At 36.4% G+C, this 15,443-nt stretch carries 18 protein-coding genes; 9 read left to right on the top strand and 9 right to left on the bottom strand.

All coding sequences use genetic code 11. The features are described from left to right. Positions 1–45 precede the first annotated feature (45 nt). From HXY53_02600 to HXY53_02580, 5 genes are all read left to right on the top strand, one after another. Positions 46–285, top strand: coding sequence for a hypothetical protein (locus HXY53_02600; protein NWF75454.1), 240 nt, complete (start codon positions 46–48; stop codon positions 283–285). Beyond that, entirely contained in the window at positions 285–1,184 is a 900-nt protein-coding gene (gene pstA, locus HXY53_02595) for a phosphate ABC transporter permease PstA (GenBank protein NWF75453.1), read from the top strand. Before HXY53_02600 ends, pstA begins: the two co-directional genes overlap by 1 nt. After that, entirely contained in the window at positions 1,178–1,942 is a 765-nt protein-coding gene (gene pstB, locus HXY53_02590) for a phosphate ABC transporter ATP-binding protein (protein ID NWF75452.1), read from the top strand. Before pstA ends, pstB begins: the two co-directional genes overlap by 7 nt. Further along, a complete protein-coding gene (gene phoU / locus HXY53_02585) occupies positions 1,942–2,613 on the top strand; it encodes a phosphate signaling complex protein PhoU (protein NWF75451.1) in 672 nt (223 codons plus the stop codon). Before pstB ends, phoU begins: the two co-directional genes overlap by 1 nt. A gap of 101 nt (positions 2,614–2,714) precedes the next feature. Continuing rightward, positions 2,715–3,890, top strand: a complete 1,176-nt coding sequence (locus tag HXY53_02580) for a transglycosylase SLT domain-containing protein (GenBank protein NWF75450.1) — start codon at positions 2,715–2,717, stop codon at positions 3,888–3,890. On the opposite strand, the gene HXY53_02575 is transcribed toward HXY53_02580, so the two are convergent. From HXY53_02575 to HXY53_02545, 7 genes are all read right to left on the bottom strand, one after another. After that, positions 3,887–4,594 carry a tetratricopeptide repeat protein gene (locus tag HXY53_02575; GenBank protein ID NWF75449.1) on the bottom strand — a complete coding sequence of 236 codons (708 nt, stop codon included), beginning with the start codon at positions 4,592–4,594 and terminating at the stop codon, positions 3,887–3,889. The two genes, HXY53_02580 and HXY53_02575, sit on opposite strands and share 4 nt — an antisense overlap. Then, on the bottom strand, positions 4,594–5,250 hold the full coding sequence (locus tag HXY53_02570; GenBank protein NWF75448.1) for a histidinol phosphate phosphatase domain-containing protein: 657 nt from the start codon (positions 5,248–5,250) through the stop codon (positions 4,594–4,596). Before HXY53_02570 ends, HXY53_02575 begins: the two co-directional genes overlap by 1 nt. 121 nt (positions 5,251–5,371) lie before the next feature. Next, a complete protein-coding gene (locus HXY53_02565; protein ID NWF75447.1) occupies positions 5,372–6,094 on the bottom strand; it encodes a ComF family protein in 723 nt (240 codons plus the stop codon). Then, on the bottom strand, positions 6,061–6,555 hold the full coding sequence (locus tag HXY53_02560) for a PilZ domain-containing protein (GenBank protein ID NWF75446.1): 495 nt from the start codon (positions 6,553–6,555) through the stop codon (positions 6,061–6,063). Before HXY53_02560 ends, HXY53_02565 begins: the two co-directional genes overlap by 34 nt. Further along, complete coding sequence (locus tag HXY53_02555) at positions 6,555–7,841, bottom strand: adenylosuccinate synthase (protein NWF75445.1); 1,287 nt, start codon at positions 7,839–7,841, stop codon at positions 6,555–6,557. Before HXY53_02555 ends, HXY53_02560 begins: the two co-directional genes overlap by 1 nt. A 16-nt stretch (positions 7,842–7,857) precedes the next feature. Next, complete coding sequence (locus HXY53_02550; GenBank protein ID NWF75444.1) at positions 7,858–9,435, bottom strand: phosphoglycerate dehydrogenase; 1,578 nt, start codon at positions 9,433–9,435, stop codon at positions 7,858–7,860. Next, positions 9,435–10,583 (bottom strand): alanine--glyoxylate aminotransferase family protein, encoded by a 1,149-nt coding sequence (locus tag HXY53_02545; protein NWF75443.1) that lies wholly within the window; start codon positions 10,581–10,583, stop codon positions 9,435–9,437. Before HXY53_02545 ends, HXY53_02550 begins: the two co-directional genes overlap by 1 nt. 136 nt (positions 10,584–10,719) lie before the next feature. On the opposite strand from HXY53_02545, the gene HXY53_02540 reads away from it, so the two are divergent. The 4 genes from HXY53_02540 to HXY53_02525 all read left to right on the top strand — a co-directional run bounded on the left by HXY53_02540 (position 10,720) and on the right by HXY53_02525 (position 14,506). After that, positions 10,720–12,189 carry a DegQ family serine endoprotease gene (locus HXY53_02540; GenBank protein NWF75442.1) on the top strand — a complete coding sequence of 490 codons (1,470 nt, stop codon included), beginning with the start codon at positions 10,720–10,722 and terminating at the stop codon, positions 12,187–12,189. Between the two features lie 323 nt (positions 12,190–12,512). Further along, positions 12,513–13,301: a TRAM domain-containing protein gene (locus tag HXY53_02535; GenBank protein NWF75441.1), complete on the top strand. Its 789-nt coding sequence runs from the start codon at positions 12,513–12,515 to the stop codon at positions 13,299–13,301. Positions 13,302–13,304: 3 nt separating this feature from the next. After that, positions 13,305–14,030, top strand: coding sequence for a 2-C-methyl-D-erythritol 4-phosphate cytidylyltransferase (gene ispD, locus HXY53_02530; protein NWF75440.1), 726 nt, complete (start codon positions 13,305–13,307; stop codon positions 14,028–14,030). A gap of 2 nt (positions 14,031–14,032) precedes the next feature. After that, positions 14,033–14,506 (top strand): 2-C-methyl-D-erythritol 2,4-cyclodiphosphate synthase, encoded by a 474-nt coding sequence (locus HXY53_02525; protein ID NWF75439.1) that lies wholly within the window; start codon positions 14,033–14,035, stop codon positions 14,504–14,506. 64 nt (positions 14,507–14,570) lie between these two features. Here HXY53_02525 and HXY53_02520 read toward each other — a convergent pair whose 3' ends face one another. Both HXY53_02520 and HXY53_02515 read right to left on the bottom strand, forming a co-directional pair. Then, complete coding sequence (locus HXY53_02520) at positions 14,571–14,990, bottom strand: DUF86 domain-containing protein (protein ID NWF75438.1); 420 nt, start codon at positions 14,988–14,990, stop codon at positions 14,571–14,573. Then, positions 14,983–15,399 (bottom strand): nucleotidyltransferase domain-containing protein, encoded by a 417-nt coding sequence (locus tag HXY53_02515; GenBank protein NWF75437.1) that lies wholly within the window; start codon positions 15,397–15,399, stop codon positions 14,983–14,985. Before HXY53_02515 ends, HXY53_02520 begins: the two co-directional genes overlap by 8 nt. Positions 15,400–15,443 lie beyond the last annotated feature (44 nt).

Raw genomic sequence — 15,443 nt, 5'->3', positions numbered from 1 at the left:
AGTGTCGCTGTAATCTTAGGAATTGGAACAATTATTGGGGAAACGATGATTGTGCTTATGGCAGCAGGTGGAGCTGCGGTTGTTCCGCACTGGATTTTTGATGCCGCACGTCCGATGCCAGCAGCAATAGCTGCTGAAATGGCAGAAGCACCATATCAGAGCCTTCATTACCATGCACTATTCGGCGTTGGCGCAATACTTTTTCTTATTACATTTGTTCTAAGTTTAATATCAGATTTTATTTCCAGAAAGTATCGCAGTGTAAGGATTGGAGAGAAAGTATAATGTATGATATTGAGACAACGAAAGAATCTTTCAAAAAAGTCCGTAAGAAAAAAAGAAATATAAAACATGGTATTTTTCTTTCTTTAATTAGAATGTTCGGGTTTTCTGGTGCGATAACACTATTTGTAATACTATTCTTTGTGTTCTATAACGGTTTTCAAGTTTTAAGCTGGAACTTCATTACACAGCCTCCTTTAGATGCTATGACCAAAGGAGGTATCTTTCCTGTTATAATGGGAACAATTTTACTTACTACTTTGTGCATGATTATTGTTGTCCCTATAGGTGTGACAACTGCAATCTTTCTCGCCGAATATTCAAAACCTGGATATATGCTTAAATCAGTAATGATGTCAATTTACACACTTGCAGGGGTACCATCAGTTGTTTTCGGATTGTTTGGGCTTGGAGTGTTTGTCGTGATGTTTAATTTTGGAATGAGTTTACTCGCTGGTTCAATGACTCTCGCAATAATGATTCTGCCATATATTATCTCGACTTCTGAAGAAGCTCTAAAGGCAGTACCATACAGTTTCAAAGAAGCATCTTTTGCATGTGGGGCAACTAAATGGCAGACTATAAGAAAAATAGTTCTTCCAACTGCAATGCCTGGAATTTTAACTGGTGCAATTCTTGGCACTGCCAAAGTTTCTGGTGAAACAGCTCCAATTATGTTTACTGCTGCTGCCTTTTTTACACCAGGGGTGCCGAGATCATTATTTGAGCCGGTTATGGCGCTCCCCTATCACATTTATGTCTTAGCTACAGCAGGCACACATATAGAAGAGACAAGACCTATTCAATACGGAACTGCATTATCGTTGATCGTTCTGGTTTTGGGAATGAACCTCCTCGGGATTATATTCAGGTCAAGACAAAGGAAGAAAAAGGCATGGTAAGTAATGAACACATATTTGAGATAAATGATTTCAACATTTTTTATGGAGATTTTAAAGCAGTTTCCAATGTCAACCTAAATATAAGAATAAATAAGATTACAGCTATCATTGGACCTTCGGGATGTGGAAAATCTACTCTTTTGCGGTCTCTTAACAGAATGAATGACCTTATTATAAATTCACGGGTTGAAGGCAAGGCATTTTTTAAAGGAATAGATATTTATCACCGGGATACAGATGTAATCGAACTAAGAAAAAAAATCGGGATGGTTTTCCAAAAACCAAATCCATTCCCGAGTTCTATTTATGAAAATGTTGCTTATGGACCTAAAATTAGAGGTATTAAAAAGAAAAGCCAGCTTGATGAGATAGTTGAAAATGCTCTGGTAAAAGCTGATTTATGGAAAGAGGTTAAGGATAAGCTTAATGAATCTGGAATGAGTCTTTCAGGTGGACAGATGCAAAGACTTTGTATTGCAAGATCACTTGCACAGGAGCCCGAGGTTATTCTTTTCGATGAGCCAACATCTGCACTGGATCCTATATCAACTGCCAATATAGAAAATTTATTACAGGAATTACAAAAAACTATTACCATAATCATAGTAACCCATAATATGCAGCAGGCTGCAAGGATATCAAATTATACTGCTTTCATGTATCTTGGTGAATTGATAGAGTTCGCAGAGACTGATACAATATTTGTGAATCCATCAAATAAGCTTACAGAAGAATATATTACAGGAAGGTTCGGATAATGACTATCTTTGATGATGAATTAAATGCTTTGAAACAAAAAGTTTTAAAACTTGGTCTGATGGTTGAAGACGCAATAAGGGATTCAGTAAAGTCTCTTGTTGACAGGGATAGTAATCTTGCTCAGGAAACAATAAAAAAGGATCATCTGATTAATGCACTTGATGTAGAAATAGACGAAGAATGCGTGCGACTTATTGCTTTAAGACAGCCTATGGCGAGAGATTTGCGATTCATAACAACCACCATGAAAATAACTACTGATCTCGAAAGGATGGGTGACCTTGCTGTAAATATTGCTGAAAGGGCGATTGAATTGAATAAAGTTCCACTGCTGAAGCCTTTTGAAAATATTCCCAAGATTGCAGAAATTACACAGGGAATGGTCAAGGATTCTCTTGATGCTTTTGTTACTGGATGTTCAAGGCTACCCTACGAAGTTTTAAAGAAGGATGATGAAGTTGATGCTCTAACTGTGAAAAATTTTGAAGAACTTATGGCACTTATGATAAAGGACCCAAAAATCATTCCTCTGGCTGTTAAAAGAACCTATGTTGCAAAATATCTTGAAAGAATCGCAGATCATGCAACAAATATTGCAGAGATGACTATATATATGTGCAAGGGAAAGATTATCAGACATACGGTTTTACCGTCTAATGAAGAGTTATAAGTTTGTTTTTAAAACTTTTTTCTTGACAAAATAACATGATTTTAGCTTAAAATTTAACTGTTATGATTTGCTTTAGGCAATTTATAGCAGTTTTTATTGTTTTGTTATTTATTTCCCCAGTTTTTGCATCAGAAATAAATCAAACAATATCTATAGAAAAGCCACTGGTTATTTCTATACCTCCAGATGAGACAGTATACAACGTACCATCTATAATAGACGACTACAGTTATAATGAAATGGCTGTAAATGCAATTAAGAATCATATAACCCTATTTACTGAAAAAATCAAAGAAAAATTTTCTCTCTGGCTTAAAAGATCAGGAAAATATATGGAATTGATGCGCAACATTTTAACAGAAAACAATGTGCCTGAAGAGATTGTTTTTATACCGCTGATAGAAAGTGGATTTAATGCCAATGCTTACTCACCTGCACGGGCGGTAGGATACTGGCAGTTTATTGCGTCAACTGCAAAAAGATATGGTCTTGAAATTAGCTGGTGGAAGGATGAAAGGAAAGATCCTGTCAAATCAACAAGGGCTGCTGCAAATTATCTGAAAGATCTTTATGAGATGTTTGGTTCATGGAATCTTGCAATGGCTGCATATAATGCTGGAGAAGGGAAAATCCTCAAGGCATTAAACAAATCAAAAGCAGAGGATTACTGGACATTGCTCGATACAAATTACATCAAAGCAGAAACAAAAAACTATGTTCCCAAATTTATTGCAGCAAGTATGATTGCTAACAGACCAGAAGACTTTGGTTTTGAAAATCTTGAGTACTATCCTCCCCTTAATTATGACGAGGTGTTAATAAATCATCCCCTTGACCTTGATGTTGCTGCTGAATGTGCAGGTACCAGTTTAAAAGAAATAAAAGAGTTAAATCCTGAGTTGAGGAGATGGTGCACACCACCTGATATATCTGAATATACTTTAAGGATTCCAGCAGGCACAAAAGATTTATTTATTGAGAACCTTGCCAAGGTTCCTGAAGAAAAACGCTTTACAATTCATAAATATACTGTGAAGAAGGGAGATACATTTAAGAAAATCTCAAATAAGACTGGAATCCCAGTACAGGTAATTCTTGATTTAAATGACCTCGAAAAGATAATACCTTTAAAAGCAGGAATGAAACTCTATCTTCCCCCAAAAGGGAAATTTGAGTTAGACAGGGATGATAAAATTATCAAAAAAAATAAATCTATAAAAAAGGCATCATATAAACATAAAAAGAAAAATCATAAATCCAGAAAGAGAAGGATTTAACCTTCTTTCTTATCAGACTTATTAGAGATTTTTGATTTTGCCTCTTCAAGAAAAGGTGAAGTAGGGTATTTATTTACAAGTTCTTCATATTTTTTCTTAGCTTCTTCATTTTTACCAGATTTTTCGAGAAGCCTTCCATATTCTATTAGTGCAAGGTCTTTGTATATATCAGATTTGAGATTTGAGAGTGAGTCTAAAGTCTTCATTGCTTCATTTACATCACCTTTCTCTATATAGATCATTGCCATTTTGTGGTATACAAGAGGAATAAACTTATCTTCATCTGAGTACTTCTTAATAAATTCTTTGAGGGTCTTTAAGGCTTCATCATAATTTCTGAGCTCAGAATAACTTGCAGCAATGTAAAAAAGGGTTATTGGAGACTTTCTTGTTTCATATGCCTTTTTGAATGTTTCAAGAGCTTTTTTCAATTGTTCATCTTTATTGGTAGCTTCAATTCTTTGAGCACTATGGTATATCTTATAAGCTTCATATTGCAATGATAGTGCTTTTTTTTCTGATGTGTATGAATAAATTAAATATATTACTAAAGTAATGAGTATAATAAGAAAGATACCAATATATTTTAAGGCAGTCTTCTGCCTTTCTTTTAAGGTATTTTTAAAACTCGAAATTTTTTCTTTTACGTCAGCCTCAGTATCGAGAGACTTTTTCGGTATTTTCTTTTTTATAGCCTTTGGCATCAATCCCTCCTGCGGATTTTTTCTACAAATGCCTGTGAATTTTCAAATACCTGGTTAATGCGATTTTCTTCTATTCCTGAAGCACGCAGAATTTTTCTTGCGAACTCTTCTGTTATTAAGTCAGATGGGCAGTGTGTATCTGTATTGATGCAAAGAGGAACTCCAAATTTAACAGCTTCTTTTGCAACATAGCCATTGGATAGTGAATGACCTTTCCGGGAGGTAATCTCAAGCATAACATTCTTCTCTTTTGCAAAAAGGAGGTCTTCTTCAGAAATTATTCCTGGGTGGGCAAGAATATCAGCGTTTGCCTCGATTGCAGCTTTGTTTGTGCCTGGTAAAACCGGCTCGACTAATGTTTCACCATGGACGATTACTATTTTTGCACCAAGGTGCCTTGCCTCTTTTACGAGCTCCGGTATCATGTGCGGAGGGACATGTGTAATCTCAGCACCCGGAATAACATCTATTGAAACATGTCCTTTTAATTTCTTTAATACACTTACTATTCGTGGTATAACAAGATCGATATTTGAAGCATCAACATGATCTGTTATGGCAATTGCCTTATATCCGATTGCTTCAGCCCTTCTGACCAACTCCGAAGGAATCAGTTCGCCATCACTAAAAAAACTATGTGTATGAAGGTCAATCATTATTTTGTTCGCTATTTCACAAGAAGTATAAATATTCTATCAAAAATTTTTTCAATTCACCATCTTTTATTTTTTAAATATCTCAATCAAAATATCGATGCAATTTATTTAAATGTAGAAATTACATTATCCCTGCTCGTGCAAGAGTAAGAACGACTACTTCTGCTGCTCCTGATTTCAAAAGTTCTTTTGAGCATTCTGTTACTGTTGCTCCAGTTGTCATCACATCATCTATCAACAGCAGATGCATTCCTTTTACATAACCCTTCACCTCGAAGGCATTTCTTAAATTGACTAATCTATCATGAGCAGATAATCCAACCTGCGGCAGAGTTTCTCTTTTTTTCAAGAGTATATTCATTAAGAGAGGGATTCCAGTTTTTTTTGCTACGATTCTTGAAATGAGGAGTGACTGATTGAAACCTCTCTTGAGTAAACCTTTTCTGCTCAAGGGGACAGGGATAATTCCATCATTATCCGGGATATCGAGATCAAGCAACAATTTACCAAGAGGTTGTGATAATCTTTTGACCCCGCTAAATTTTAACTGGTTGATTGCTTCTGCAAGAACTCCTTCATACAGGCCGTAACTTATAACTTTAGAAAATGGAGGCATCTGCTTCAGACACTGACCACATACATTAGAGTATGCTGAAGACAATGGAAGAGCGCAAATTCTGCATGACGCGCCAGCATATCGCTTAATCTGGTTCCAGCATGATTTACATATTGGTGCGTAATGGAATGAATCTGTAAAGTTTCCGCACAGAGGACATCTGGAAGGATAAAGTATATTTGTGAGTTTTGAAGTCAGGAATTGGAAATATTTAAGGGTATTCCACATTTACCACATTTTGGTCCGAGAGAAAGTTTGCTGGTTAAAACTTTATTCTTTATGTTGCAATTTGGACAGATTATTATCTGATATTCAGGTTCAGTTGCTCTCAACTCTATATTTTGACTGCTTTCAGAGGTTTCTCCATCTTCAGAATGATCTTGAAAAAATTGGATATAAGTAGGGTCTTTTTCTATAAGTTCGATACCCATGCCGTTTTTCTGGGTTAACATAGGGGTCTTTATTGTTCTTCGGACTATCCCCTTGAGATAAGATATCCTGCCATCGGGTAGTAAAATTTCTATGTTCAATATTGTATTTGGAGCAAAACCGCGATTTGTTCTGATAAATAGTCCATTTATTGAAAAATTACTTAGAATACCTCTATAGCTTAAACCTCCGGAACTGAAAGTAACCTCAAGCCTCTTTGTATATCTTTTATGTCTGCTATATCCTCTTTCTCGTTCCATTAGAATAACCCTTTAATCTGAATGAGTTCTTCTCTTCTCTGACCTGTTGAGATGAGGTGCACTTTAACTTTGAGCATGCGCTCAATTTTTTTTATATATTTTTTTGCTGCTTCTGGAAGCTTGGTAAAATCCTGAATACCGAGTGTGCTTACATTCCAACCTTTAACCTCTTCATATTCTGGTACACACTCTTCAAATATATTTATCTCTTTCGGAAACTCATCAAAAATTTTATTTTTATATTTGTAAGATGTGCAAATTTTTATCCGATCTAATCCATCAAGGATGTCAAGTTTTGTTATAGCTATTCCCGTAACGCCATTGATCCTTACCGAGTGTCTAAGAATTACCATATCAAGCCATCCGCATCTACGTGGCCTTCCTGTTGTTGCCCCATATTCACCGCCTTTTTCCCTGATCTTTTCTCCAAGATCATCTTTGATTTCTGTAGGGAATGGGCCACTTCCAACACGTGTTGTGTAGGCCTTAACAACACCGAGGACCTTGTTAATCTTTGTAGGTCCGACACCAAGTCCGGTGCATGCACCACCTGCAATAGAATTCGAAGATGTTACATAAGGATATGTCCCATGATCGATATCGAGGAGAGTGCCCTGTGCTCCTTCAAACAATAAGTTTTTCTTTTTAGAGATCATATCATTAGCAATTGTATCAGTATCAGCAATATAGGGAGCTAACTTATCTGCGTAACCCATGTATTCATTATATATATCTTCAAGATTCAGAGGATTAATCTTATAAAGATTTTCAAGTAGAAAATTGACATGAAAAAGGTTAGCTCTTAGCTTCTCTTTGAATACCTCAGGTTGAAGAAGGTCTGCTACCCTTATGCCTGATCTGCCAATTTTATCACAATAAGCTGGACCTATTCCTCGACCTGTTGTGCCTATACTCTTTGCACCTCTCAACCTTTCATTCTCTCTGTCAATTATTAAATGATAAGGCATGATAAGATGGGCATTTTTGCTTAAATATAAATTCTTTTTTACTTCTATACCCCTTTGTTTAAGCCCGTTTATTTCCTCTATAAGTGCAGCAGGATCTACAACAACACCATTTCCTATAAGGCATAATTTGTCCTTATAAAGAATTCCTGATGGAATTAGATGTAGGATGAATTTTTCATTATTAATGACAACGGTATGACCTGCATTATGGCCTCCTTGATATCTTGCTACTAAGTCTGCCTTACTTGAAAGATAATCAACAATTTTACCTTTCCCTTCGTCTCCCCATTGTAATCCTACAACTATAACATTAGGCATTTTATATAACCTCTCTTTATAGACTTATTTGTTTGATTGAAAGAATATTCGGAAGTCTTTTAATCTTATCTATAATTTCAGGTGAAGCAGGGGTATCAATTGTAACAACAGAAATAGCAGTGCCACCCGGCGTTTCCCTACCAAAGTGCATTCTTGCTATATTGATAGCATTATCTCCAAGAATTTTTCCGATATTACCTATTACACCTGGTTTATCATTATTGAACATAAACAATAATTCCCCATCAGGGATGATCTCTACCTTGAAGTTATCAATCATCACAATACGAGGGTCCCTTTTACTGAAAAGAGTACCAGCAACATAACTCTCCTTGTCTTTTGCTTTCAGCCTCATTGCAACCATACTCTGATAATCACCTTCATCTGTGGACTTTGTCTCCTTTACTTCAATCCCGCGCTCCTTTGCAATAACAAGAGCATTTACGAAATTAACCGTTTCTTCAAGAATCGGTGCAAGAAATCCCTTGACTGCTGCTATTGATACAGGCGCTGTGTTTATAGAAGATGCATCTCCATGATATTCGATTGTTATCTCCGTAACACCACCTTCAAATATCTGTGAAGAGAAACCGCCGAGTTTCTCAGCAAGATTTATATATGGTTGTAACCTTGCTATCTGGTCAGATGGGATAGATGGGAAATTCACTGCGTTTCTTATAGTATTGAAAACGAGATAATCAACTATCTGTTCAGCAATAGCAATTGCAACATTTTCTTGTGCCTCTTTTGTTGATGCACCAAGATGAGGAGTAGTAATGACATTATCAAGAGTAAGGAGAGGATTGTTTTCCGGTGGTTCTTTCTCAAATACGTCAAGAGCAGCACCGGCAACTTTACCTTCCACAAGTGCATCATAGAGGTCTTTTTCATTAATAATGCCACCTCTTGCACAGTTGATTATTCGAACTCCAGTTTTCATCATTTTTATCGTATCTTTATTAATTAGATATTTTGTTTCCGGAGTTAGAGGAGTATGAACTGTTATGAAATCAGAGCGTCTGAATAATTCTTCAAGTCCTACCTTTTCAACACCCATAGTTGTTGCCTTTTCTTCACTCAGGAAGGGATCATATGAAATTACATTCATTGAGAAAGATTGCATTCTTTTTGCCACCTGACTGCCTATATTACCGATACCGATAATTCCTAATGTTTTATTGTATAATTCAACACCCATGAATTTTTTCTTCTCCCACTTGCCCGATTTCATTGATATTGTTGCCTGCGGTATCATTCTCGCAAGTGCTACCATAAGCGCAATCGTATGTTCTGCTGTGGTTATGGTATTCCCGCCTGGAGTATTCATCACGACTATACCTTTTTTTGTAGCTGCAACCCGATCAACATTATCCAGACCCGACCCAGCCCTTCCGATTACTTTTAAATTTTTTGCATTATCGATAATATCAGCAGTTACCCTGGTTGCTGATCTTATTATGAGTCCTTGGTATTCGCCGATGCAGTTTTTCAGTTCATCTTGTGTCATCCCAGTTTTTACAGTAACATCAATGCCGGATTTCTGAAGTATTTCAATACACTTTGGTGAGATATTGTCACTGATCAGTACCTTCATTAATCCTCCTTAACCATGAGAAGTTCTTGAGCAACAGATACACCGGTCCCAAGTTTAACAGGATAGCCCATGCCTTTCAATACCATTTCGATTCCTGCAATAGCTGTTATAATGTCAAATCTATCAGCATATCCTAAATGAGCTATTCTGAAAATTTTGCCTTTTGCCTTATCCTGTCCCCCTGCTGCTGTAATACCATATTTTTCTCTGAGATTTTTATACACAGCCTGACCATCTATCCCCTTAGGTGCTTCTATAGCAGTTACTGCATTCGAAGGTGATTCTTTTGGATAAAGTTCCAATCCGAGTGCAAGAACTGCCCTTCTCATAGCATTCGCAAGCGTTGAATGTCTATTAAAGATGTTCTGTAATCCCTCGGACTGCAATATTTTCAGGCTTTCATTTAGTCCAACGATCAATGTAACAGGAGATGTAAAGTTAGTCTGATTTTTAGAAAGATTTTCTCTCTCTTTTTTAAAATTAAAATAAAATCTGGGCATTTTTGAAGTTTCTGCTTTAGCCCATGCTTTTTCACTAACACTGACAAATGCTATGCCTGGAGGCAGCATTACACCCTTTTGTGACCCTCCTACCATAATGTCAATTCCCCACTCATCTGTTCTTAGGTCATGAGCAACAAGTGCGCTTATAGCATCTACAATAAATAATGTATCATCATTTTTTCTGACTATTTTACTGAGTGCCTCTATATCATGATAAACACCTGTTGATGTTTCAGAAGCCTGGACAAAAACACCTTTTATTTTCTTATTTTTTCTGAGCCGTTCCTCTACTGCCTCAGGCTTTACTGAATATCCCCACTCGACTATTAATTCATCAACCTTAAGTCCATAAGACTGGCATATCTTTGTCCATCTCTCACCGAATTTACCGCCGTTTATTACAAGAACTGAATCTCCTTTATTAAAAAAATTATTTACTGCTCCAACCATTCCTCCAGTGCCTGTTGAACATAAGATGAGCACATCGTTTTTTGTCTGGTATAACCACTGTAGTCCTTTCTTTGCTGCATCAAGTACGGGTAGAAAGTCTGGTGAACGGTGATGTATTATTGGTGCTGCCATTGAGAGAAGAACCTCAGATGGAACTGGTGTTGGTCCAGGTGCTAAAAGATAACGTTTAAGCATTAAATCCCTCCTGAAAAGCAGATTGCTTTATTTTGGAAATAAACAGAATCCAGATTTGAAAATTAGCACAATATAGCTTATTTGGTCAAGGTGTTATACTTTACAATATTCCGAGTTGATTATTATAATTTAATATATGAGAAAAAAGGTCATATTTTTAATAGCTATTCTAATGATTGCTTTTCTGTTAGGAGGCATATCTTTTTACGCACTTGGAAAGTTTACAGGCAGATATACGAATGTGCCTTATACACATACGCCAAGCGTTCCACAACAGATGATGGAGACAGGGAGGGCATTTTCAGATATTGTAAATGCAGTTTCACCGGCTGTTGTTAACATATCCACAACAAAGACAATAAGACGAGAAACAAATAGATTTTTTGAAGATCCATTCTTTGACTTTTTTGATCCATTTCATGAATTTACTGTCCCAAAGAAATGGAAAGAAAGAAGTCTTGGTTCAGGAGTAGTGATTTCTTCTGATGGGTATATAATCACAAATAATCATGTTGTTGAAAAGGCAGATGAAATACGAGTGACCTTGCTGGACAAGAGGACATTCAAAGGTACTATTATTGGTGCTGATCCAAAAACAGATATTGCCATTGTAAAGATAGATGCAAATAATCTTCCTACCTTATCTCTTGGAGATTCTGATAATCTCCAGGTTGGTGAATTTGTTCTTGCTATAGGTAACCCTTATGGTCTTAGCCATACAGTTACCATGGGTATCATCAGTGCAGTTGGAAGGGCAAATGTCGGGATTGCTGATTATGAAGACTTTATTCAGACTGATGCTGCAATAAACCCGGGGAATTCTGGCGGGCCTCTTGTGAATATTAAAGGAGAAATGATTGGTATAAATACCGCTATATTTTCGCGGACCGGTGGTTATCAGGGGATTGGATTTGCTGTGCCAAGCAATATGGTAAAACTTGTTATGGACCAATTGATACAAAAAGGAAAAGTAGTTAGAGGATGGATAGGAGTGACTATTCAAGAACTTACGCCTGAATTATCTCAGAAATTCGGATTAAAAAGCACAAAGGGTGCACTTGTAAGTGATGTAATGAAAGATAGCCCTGCTGCCAAAGCTGGAATAAAGCGGGGTGATATTATTGTTGAGTTTAACGGAAAGGACGTAAGAGATGTAAGTAGTCTGAGGAATATGGTTGCACAGAGTAAAACTGGCAATGAGATTACTTTGAAAATTATCCGATCAGGCAGGGAATTAACTTTAAATGTGTTAATTATGGAGTTGCCGAGGGAAATTGCTGCAATTAAAGAAGATAGCGAGTCAGATACTTCAGAAACACAGGTGCTTTCAGGAATTACTGTTATGGATCTAACAAGGGAAATGCTAAGGCAACTCGGTTTTAATAAAGATGAGAAAGGAGTGGTGGTAGTCAGGGTAGAACGCGGAAGTCCTGCTGATGAGGCAGAGATTAAAAAAGGGGATATTATTAAAGAGATAAATAAAAGAGAGATAAATAATCTTGAAGACTTCAACAGAGTTGCTGGAACAGTGAAAGATAATGACTCAGTTCTTCTTTTTATCAACAGAGGTGGTAACAAATTTTATGTTATTCTTAAGGCGTCTTAATAAAATCATACCCCTGTAATTTTCCCCCATTTACTTCTTCAGTGAGGATTTTTTGCATTTTCATATTTAAAAGGATATTATCAATAAATGAAAGGAGGTGATTAGGGTTGTTAATTATAAGGTTAATTGTTTTATTGCTGTTTTCAATTTCAGGATATATCATAGGTCTTAAATATAATTACGGTAACTATGGTATCCTGATTGGTACATTCTTAGGTCTCTTCGCATTAATAACTGAAATAGTCTTCAGAAAAATTGAATTAGGGGTATTGATAGGAGGATTAACAGGTATCACAGGTGGCTTATTATTTGCTTATCTTCTCATGCTTCCTCTTAAAATATTTTTAAAAGAGGATGCAGGAATTCTATACTTTGGGTTAATGGCTATTTTTGGTTATGGTGGTTTACTACTCGGCCTCAGCAGAGGAAAGGCACTTTCAATATCAGAGATTTTGAGGATTTTCAGAGGAAGAGGTATCCTTCAAGAAAATCTTAAAGTTCTTGATACGAGTGTTATTATAGATGGACGGATTGCAGACGTATGTGAGACTGGTTTCCTTGAAGGAGGGTTTATTATTCCACAGTTTGTTCTTCAGGAGTTACAACATATAGCAGATTCTTCTGAGCCAATGAAACGCGCCAGAGGAAGACGCGGACTTGATATACTCCATAAAATGCAGAAGATGTCAAATATTACAGTAAAAATAGTTGATGAAGATTTTCCGAATATTAAAGAAGTTGATGCAAAGCTTGTTGCTTTATCAAAGTTGTTACATGCAAAGGTAGTTACGAATGATTTTAATCTTAACAAGGTTGCTGAGCTTCAGGGGGTATCCGTTCTTAATATCAATGAGCTGGCTAATTCATTAAAACCTGTTGTTTTACCAGGTGAGACAATGAGGATTTTTGTATTGAAAGAGGGGAAGGAATATAATCAAGGAGTTGCATATCTTGATGATGGCACGATGGTTGTTATTGAAAATGGCAGAAGATTGATCGGAAAAAACGCAGATGTTACTGTTACAAGTGTATTACAAACAACAGCCGGCAGGATGATATTTTCAAAACTCAAGGATGATTATGAGAGAGAAGAATTAAGGGTAGCGAAATAAGGTGTGAAAAGGAATGCAAAACACTTAATTGCAGTTGTCCCGGCTGCCGGTCTGGGTAAGAGGTTTGGCCAGGGGTTAAATAAGCCATTTCTGAAACTCGGAGGCAAACCTCTTCTCATATGGCCGCTTGAAATTATGGAAGCGATTCCTGCGATAAAAGAGATAATCCCTGTGCTTAAAAAAGAAGACATGGATAAAGGTAGAGAAATATTCAAACGATACGGGATTAAAAAAATAAAAAAAATAGCTGTTGGTGGCAAAGAGAGGCAGGATTCTGTTTATAATGGTCTCAAGTTAGTAGATGACAGAAACAGTATCGTAATAATACATGATGGGGTGAGACCTCTTATAGAAAAGGATTTGATTGAAAAGGCGATACAGGAATTCCTGGATGCGAATAAAGAAAGTGAAAAAAATATTGATGGTCTTATTTTTGCAGTGCCTCCAAAAGATACAATAAAAGAGGTAAAAAATGGAATCATTAAAAAAACATTAAAGCGGGATTCGTTATGGGCTATTCAGACGCCACAAATATTCCATTACAAAACTATTTTTTTGGCATATAAAAAGGCATTAAAAGAAGGTTTCTACTCAACAGATGATGCTGCTTTAATAGAACGATCTGGCGGAAAAGTAAAAATTATTATGGGTGCATATGAAAATATTAAAATTACTACTCCAGAAGATCTTTATTTCGCAGAATTTCTTGTTTCGAGAAAACATTCATGAGCATGCGAATAGGTATTGGATATGATTCTCACAGGCTTGCCAAAGGCAGAAAACTTATAATAGGGGGAGTGCAAATCCCTTTTGAAAAAGGACTGCTTGGTCATTCAGACGCAGATGTCCTGGGCCATGCTATTATAGATGCCATTGTCGGGGCTCTCGGTCTCGGTGATATAGGAAAACACTTCCCTGATACAGACCCCGAATGGAAAGATGCTTCAACAATGGAACTTTTAGCATACATTGTTGAACTTGCACGCATAAACGGATATGAAATCTCGTGGATAGATTCAATTATCATCGCAGAAAGCCCAAGGGTTTCTTTATATATAGAATCCATGAAAGAGTCTCTCTCGCAATCAGGAATACCTCCAGGTGCAATAAATATCAAGGCAAAGACGAATGAGGGGATGGGATTTATAGGCCGTGGCGAGGGGATTGCTGCTTATGCTGTATGTTTACTTCAGCGTTTCGAGTGAGAAAAATAAAGAGATTCTATCTTTCTTTAAAATTTCGGAGGAATAAAATAATACCCTTATCTCGTCAGCGAGCTATGGATTTAATTATTGCCTTTTTGTATTTTTCAAAATCTTCCAGATTTTTATGAAGTATTGAGACAACTATAGAGGGTTCTATTTTTTCATACTGGTGTACAACTACATTCCTGAATTTTGCCATCTTTTCCATTGATTTAAATAAGTTTTTGTTTAAGATTCTGTTTTCTGCAAGAACTTTAAAGGTATCAGCATAACTTGTTGGCAATCTCATGCCCTTATCAGAAATCAAATGATTGGCGATATCTATGCATAATTCAATCAGTATTTGTAAGGTTCTTTCAACAATCCTCTGTACTTTCCAGTCATTTTTATATGCATTAACTGAGATTTTAGAATACTCTCTGATCTGTCCTAAATAAGTCTCTATCTGTGCAAGCTTTCTTCCTAACAGAAGTTTATCAACCAATTCCGTACCTTCTTTTCAGAATATCTCTTTCTTTTATTTTGAAATCAAAAAATTCTCTCAGGACTGTTGATTCATATTTGTGCCTCAGAAATGGGTCCTTATCAACAAGAACTTTTCTGGCCTGTAGAATTCTCCCGGCAAGACTGAGCTGAGCGGTGTTCAAAATCACCATGTCAATCTCATCTGTACCAAGGACATTTGCAATATCGCCAAATAACTGAAGGTAGTCCATTTTTTTAACATTTTTTACATAAACAGCCACGTCAACATCACTTAAAGGATTTGGGTTATCTTTTAACAGCCCCCCAAAGAGATAGGAAAAGATGATATTGGGATCCTTTGAAAGAATTCCTGCGAGGAAAGCGATTTTTTTATGAATATCTTCTGGAATCATTTTATACCGTATCATTGCAAATAGTTTAACCCAATTTATTTAAATTATCTATTCTTCTT

Source organism: Nitrospirota bacterium (assembly GCA_013388455.1).
GTDB lineage: Bacteria > Nitrospirota > Thermodesulfovibrionia > Thermodesulfovibrionales > SM23-35 > JACAFF01.
This window is presented reverse-complemented; position numbering and strand designations above follow the sequence as displayed.

Coding starts and splice junctions, on each gene's coding strand:
- HXY53_02600 (NWF75454.1), top strand. CDS start 46: ATGATTGTGCTTATGGCAGCAGGTGGAGCTGCGGTTGTTCCGCACTGG.
- pstA (NWF75453.1), top strand. CDS start 285: ATGTATGATATTGAGACAACGAAAGAATCTTTCAAAAAAGTCCGTAAG.
- pstB (NWF75452.1), top strand. CDS start 1,178: ATGGTAAGTAATGAACACATATTTGAGATAAATGATTTCAACATTTTT.
- phoU (NWF75451.1), top strand. CDS start 1,942: ATGACTATCTTTGATGATGAATTAAATGCTTTGAAACAAAAAGTTTTA.
- HXY53_02575 (NWF75449.1), bottom strand. CDS start 4,594: ATGCCAAAGGCTATAAAAAAGAAAATACCGAAAAAGTCTCTCGATACT.
- HXY53_02570 (NWF75448.1), bottom strand. CDS start 5,250: ATGATTGACCTTCATACACATAGTTTTTTTAGTGATGGCGAACTGATT.
- HXY53_02565 (NWF75447.1), bottom strand. CDS start 6,094: ATGTGGAATACCCTTAAATATTTCCAATTCCTGACTTCAAAACTCACA.
- HXY53_02560 (NWF75446.1), bottom strand. CDS start 6,555: ATGGAACGAGAAAGAGGATATAGCAGACATAAAAGATATACAAAGAGG.
- HXY53_02555 (NWF75445.1), bottom strand. CDS start 7,841: ATGCCTAATGTTATAGTTGTAGGATTACAATGGGGAGACGAAGGGAAA.
- HXY53_02550 (NWF75444.1), bottom strand. CDS start 9,435: ATGAAGGTACTGATCAGTGACAATATCTCACCAAAGTGTATTGAAATA.
- HXY53_02545 (NWF75443.1), bottom strand. CDS start 10,583: ATGCTTAAACGTTATCTTTTAGCACCTGGACCAACACCAGTTCCATCT.
- HXY53_02540 (NWF75442.1), top strand. CDS start 10,720: ATGAGAAAAAAGGTCATATTTTTAATAGCTATTCTAATGATTGCTTTT.
- HXY53_02535 (NWF75441.1), top strand. CDS start 12,513: ATGCTTCCTCTTAAAATATTTTTAAAAGAGGATGCAGGAATTCTATAC.
- HXY53_02525 (NWF75439.1), top strand. CDS start 14,033: ATGCGAATAGGTATTGGATATGATTCTCACAGGCTTGCCAAAGGCAGA.
- HXY53_02515 (NWF75437.1), bottom strand. CDS start 15,399: ATGATACGGTATAAAATGATTCCAGAAGATATTCATAAAAAAATCGCT.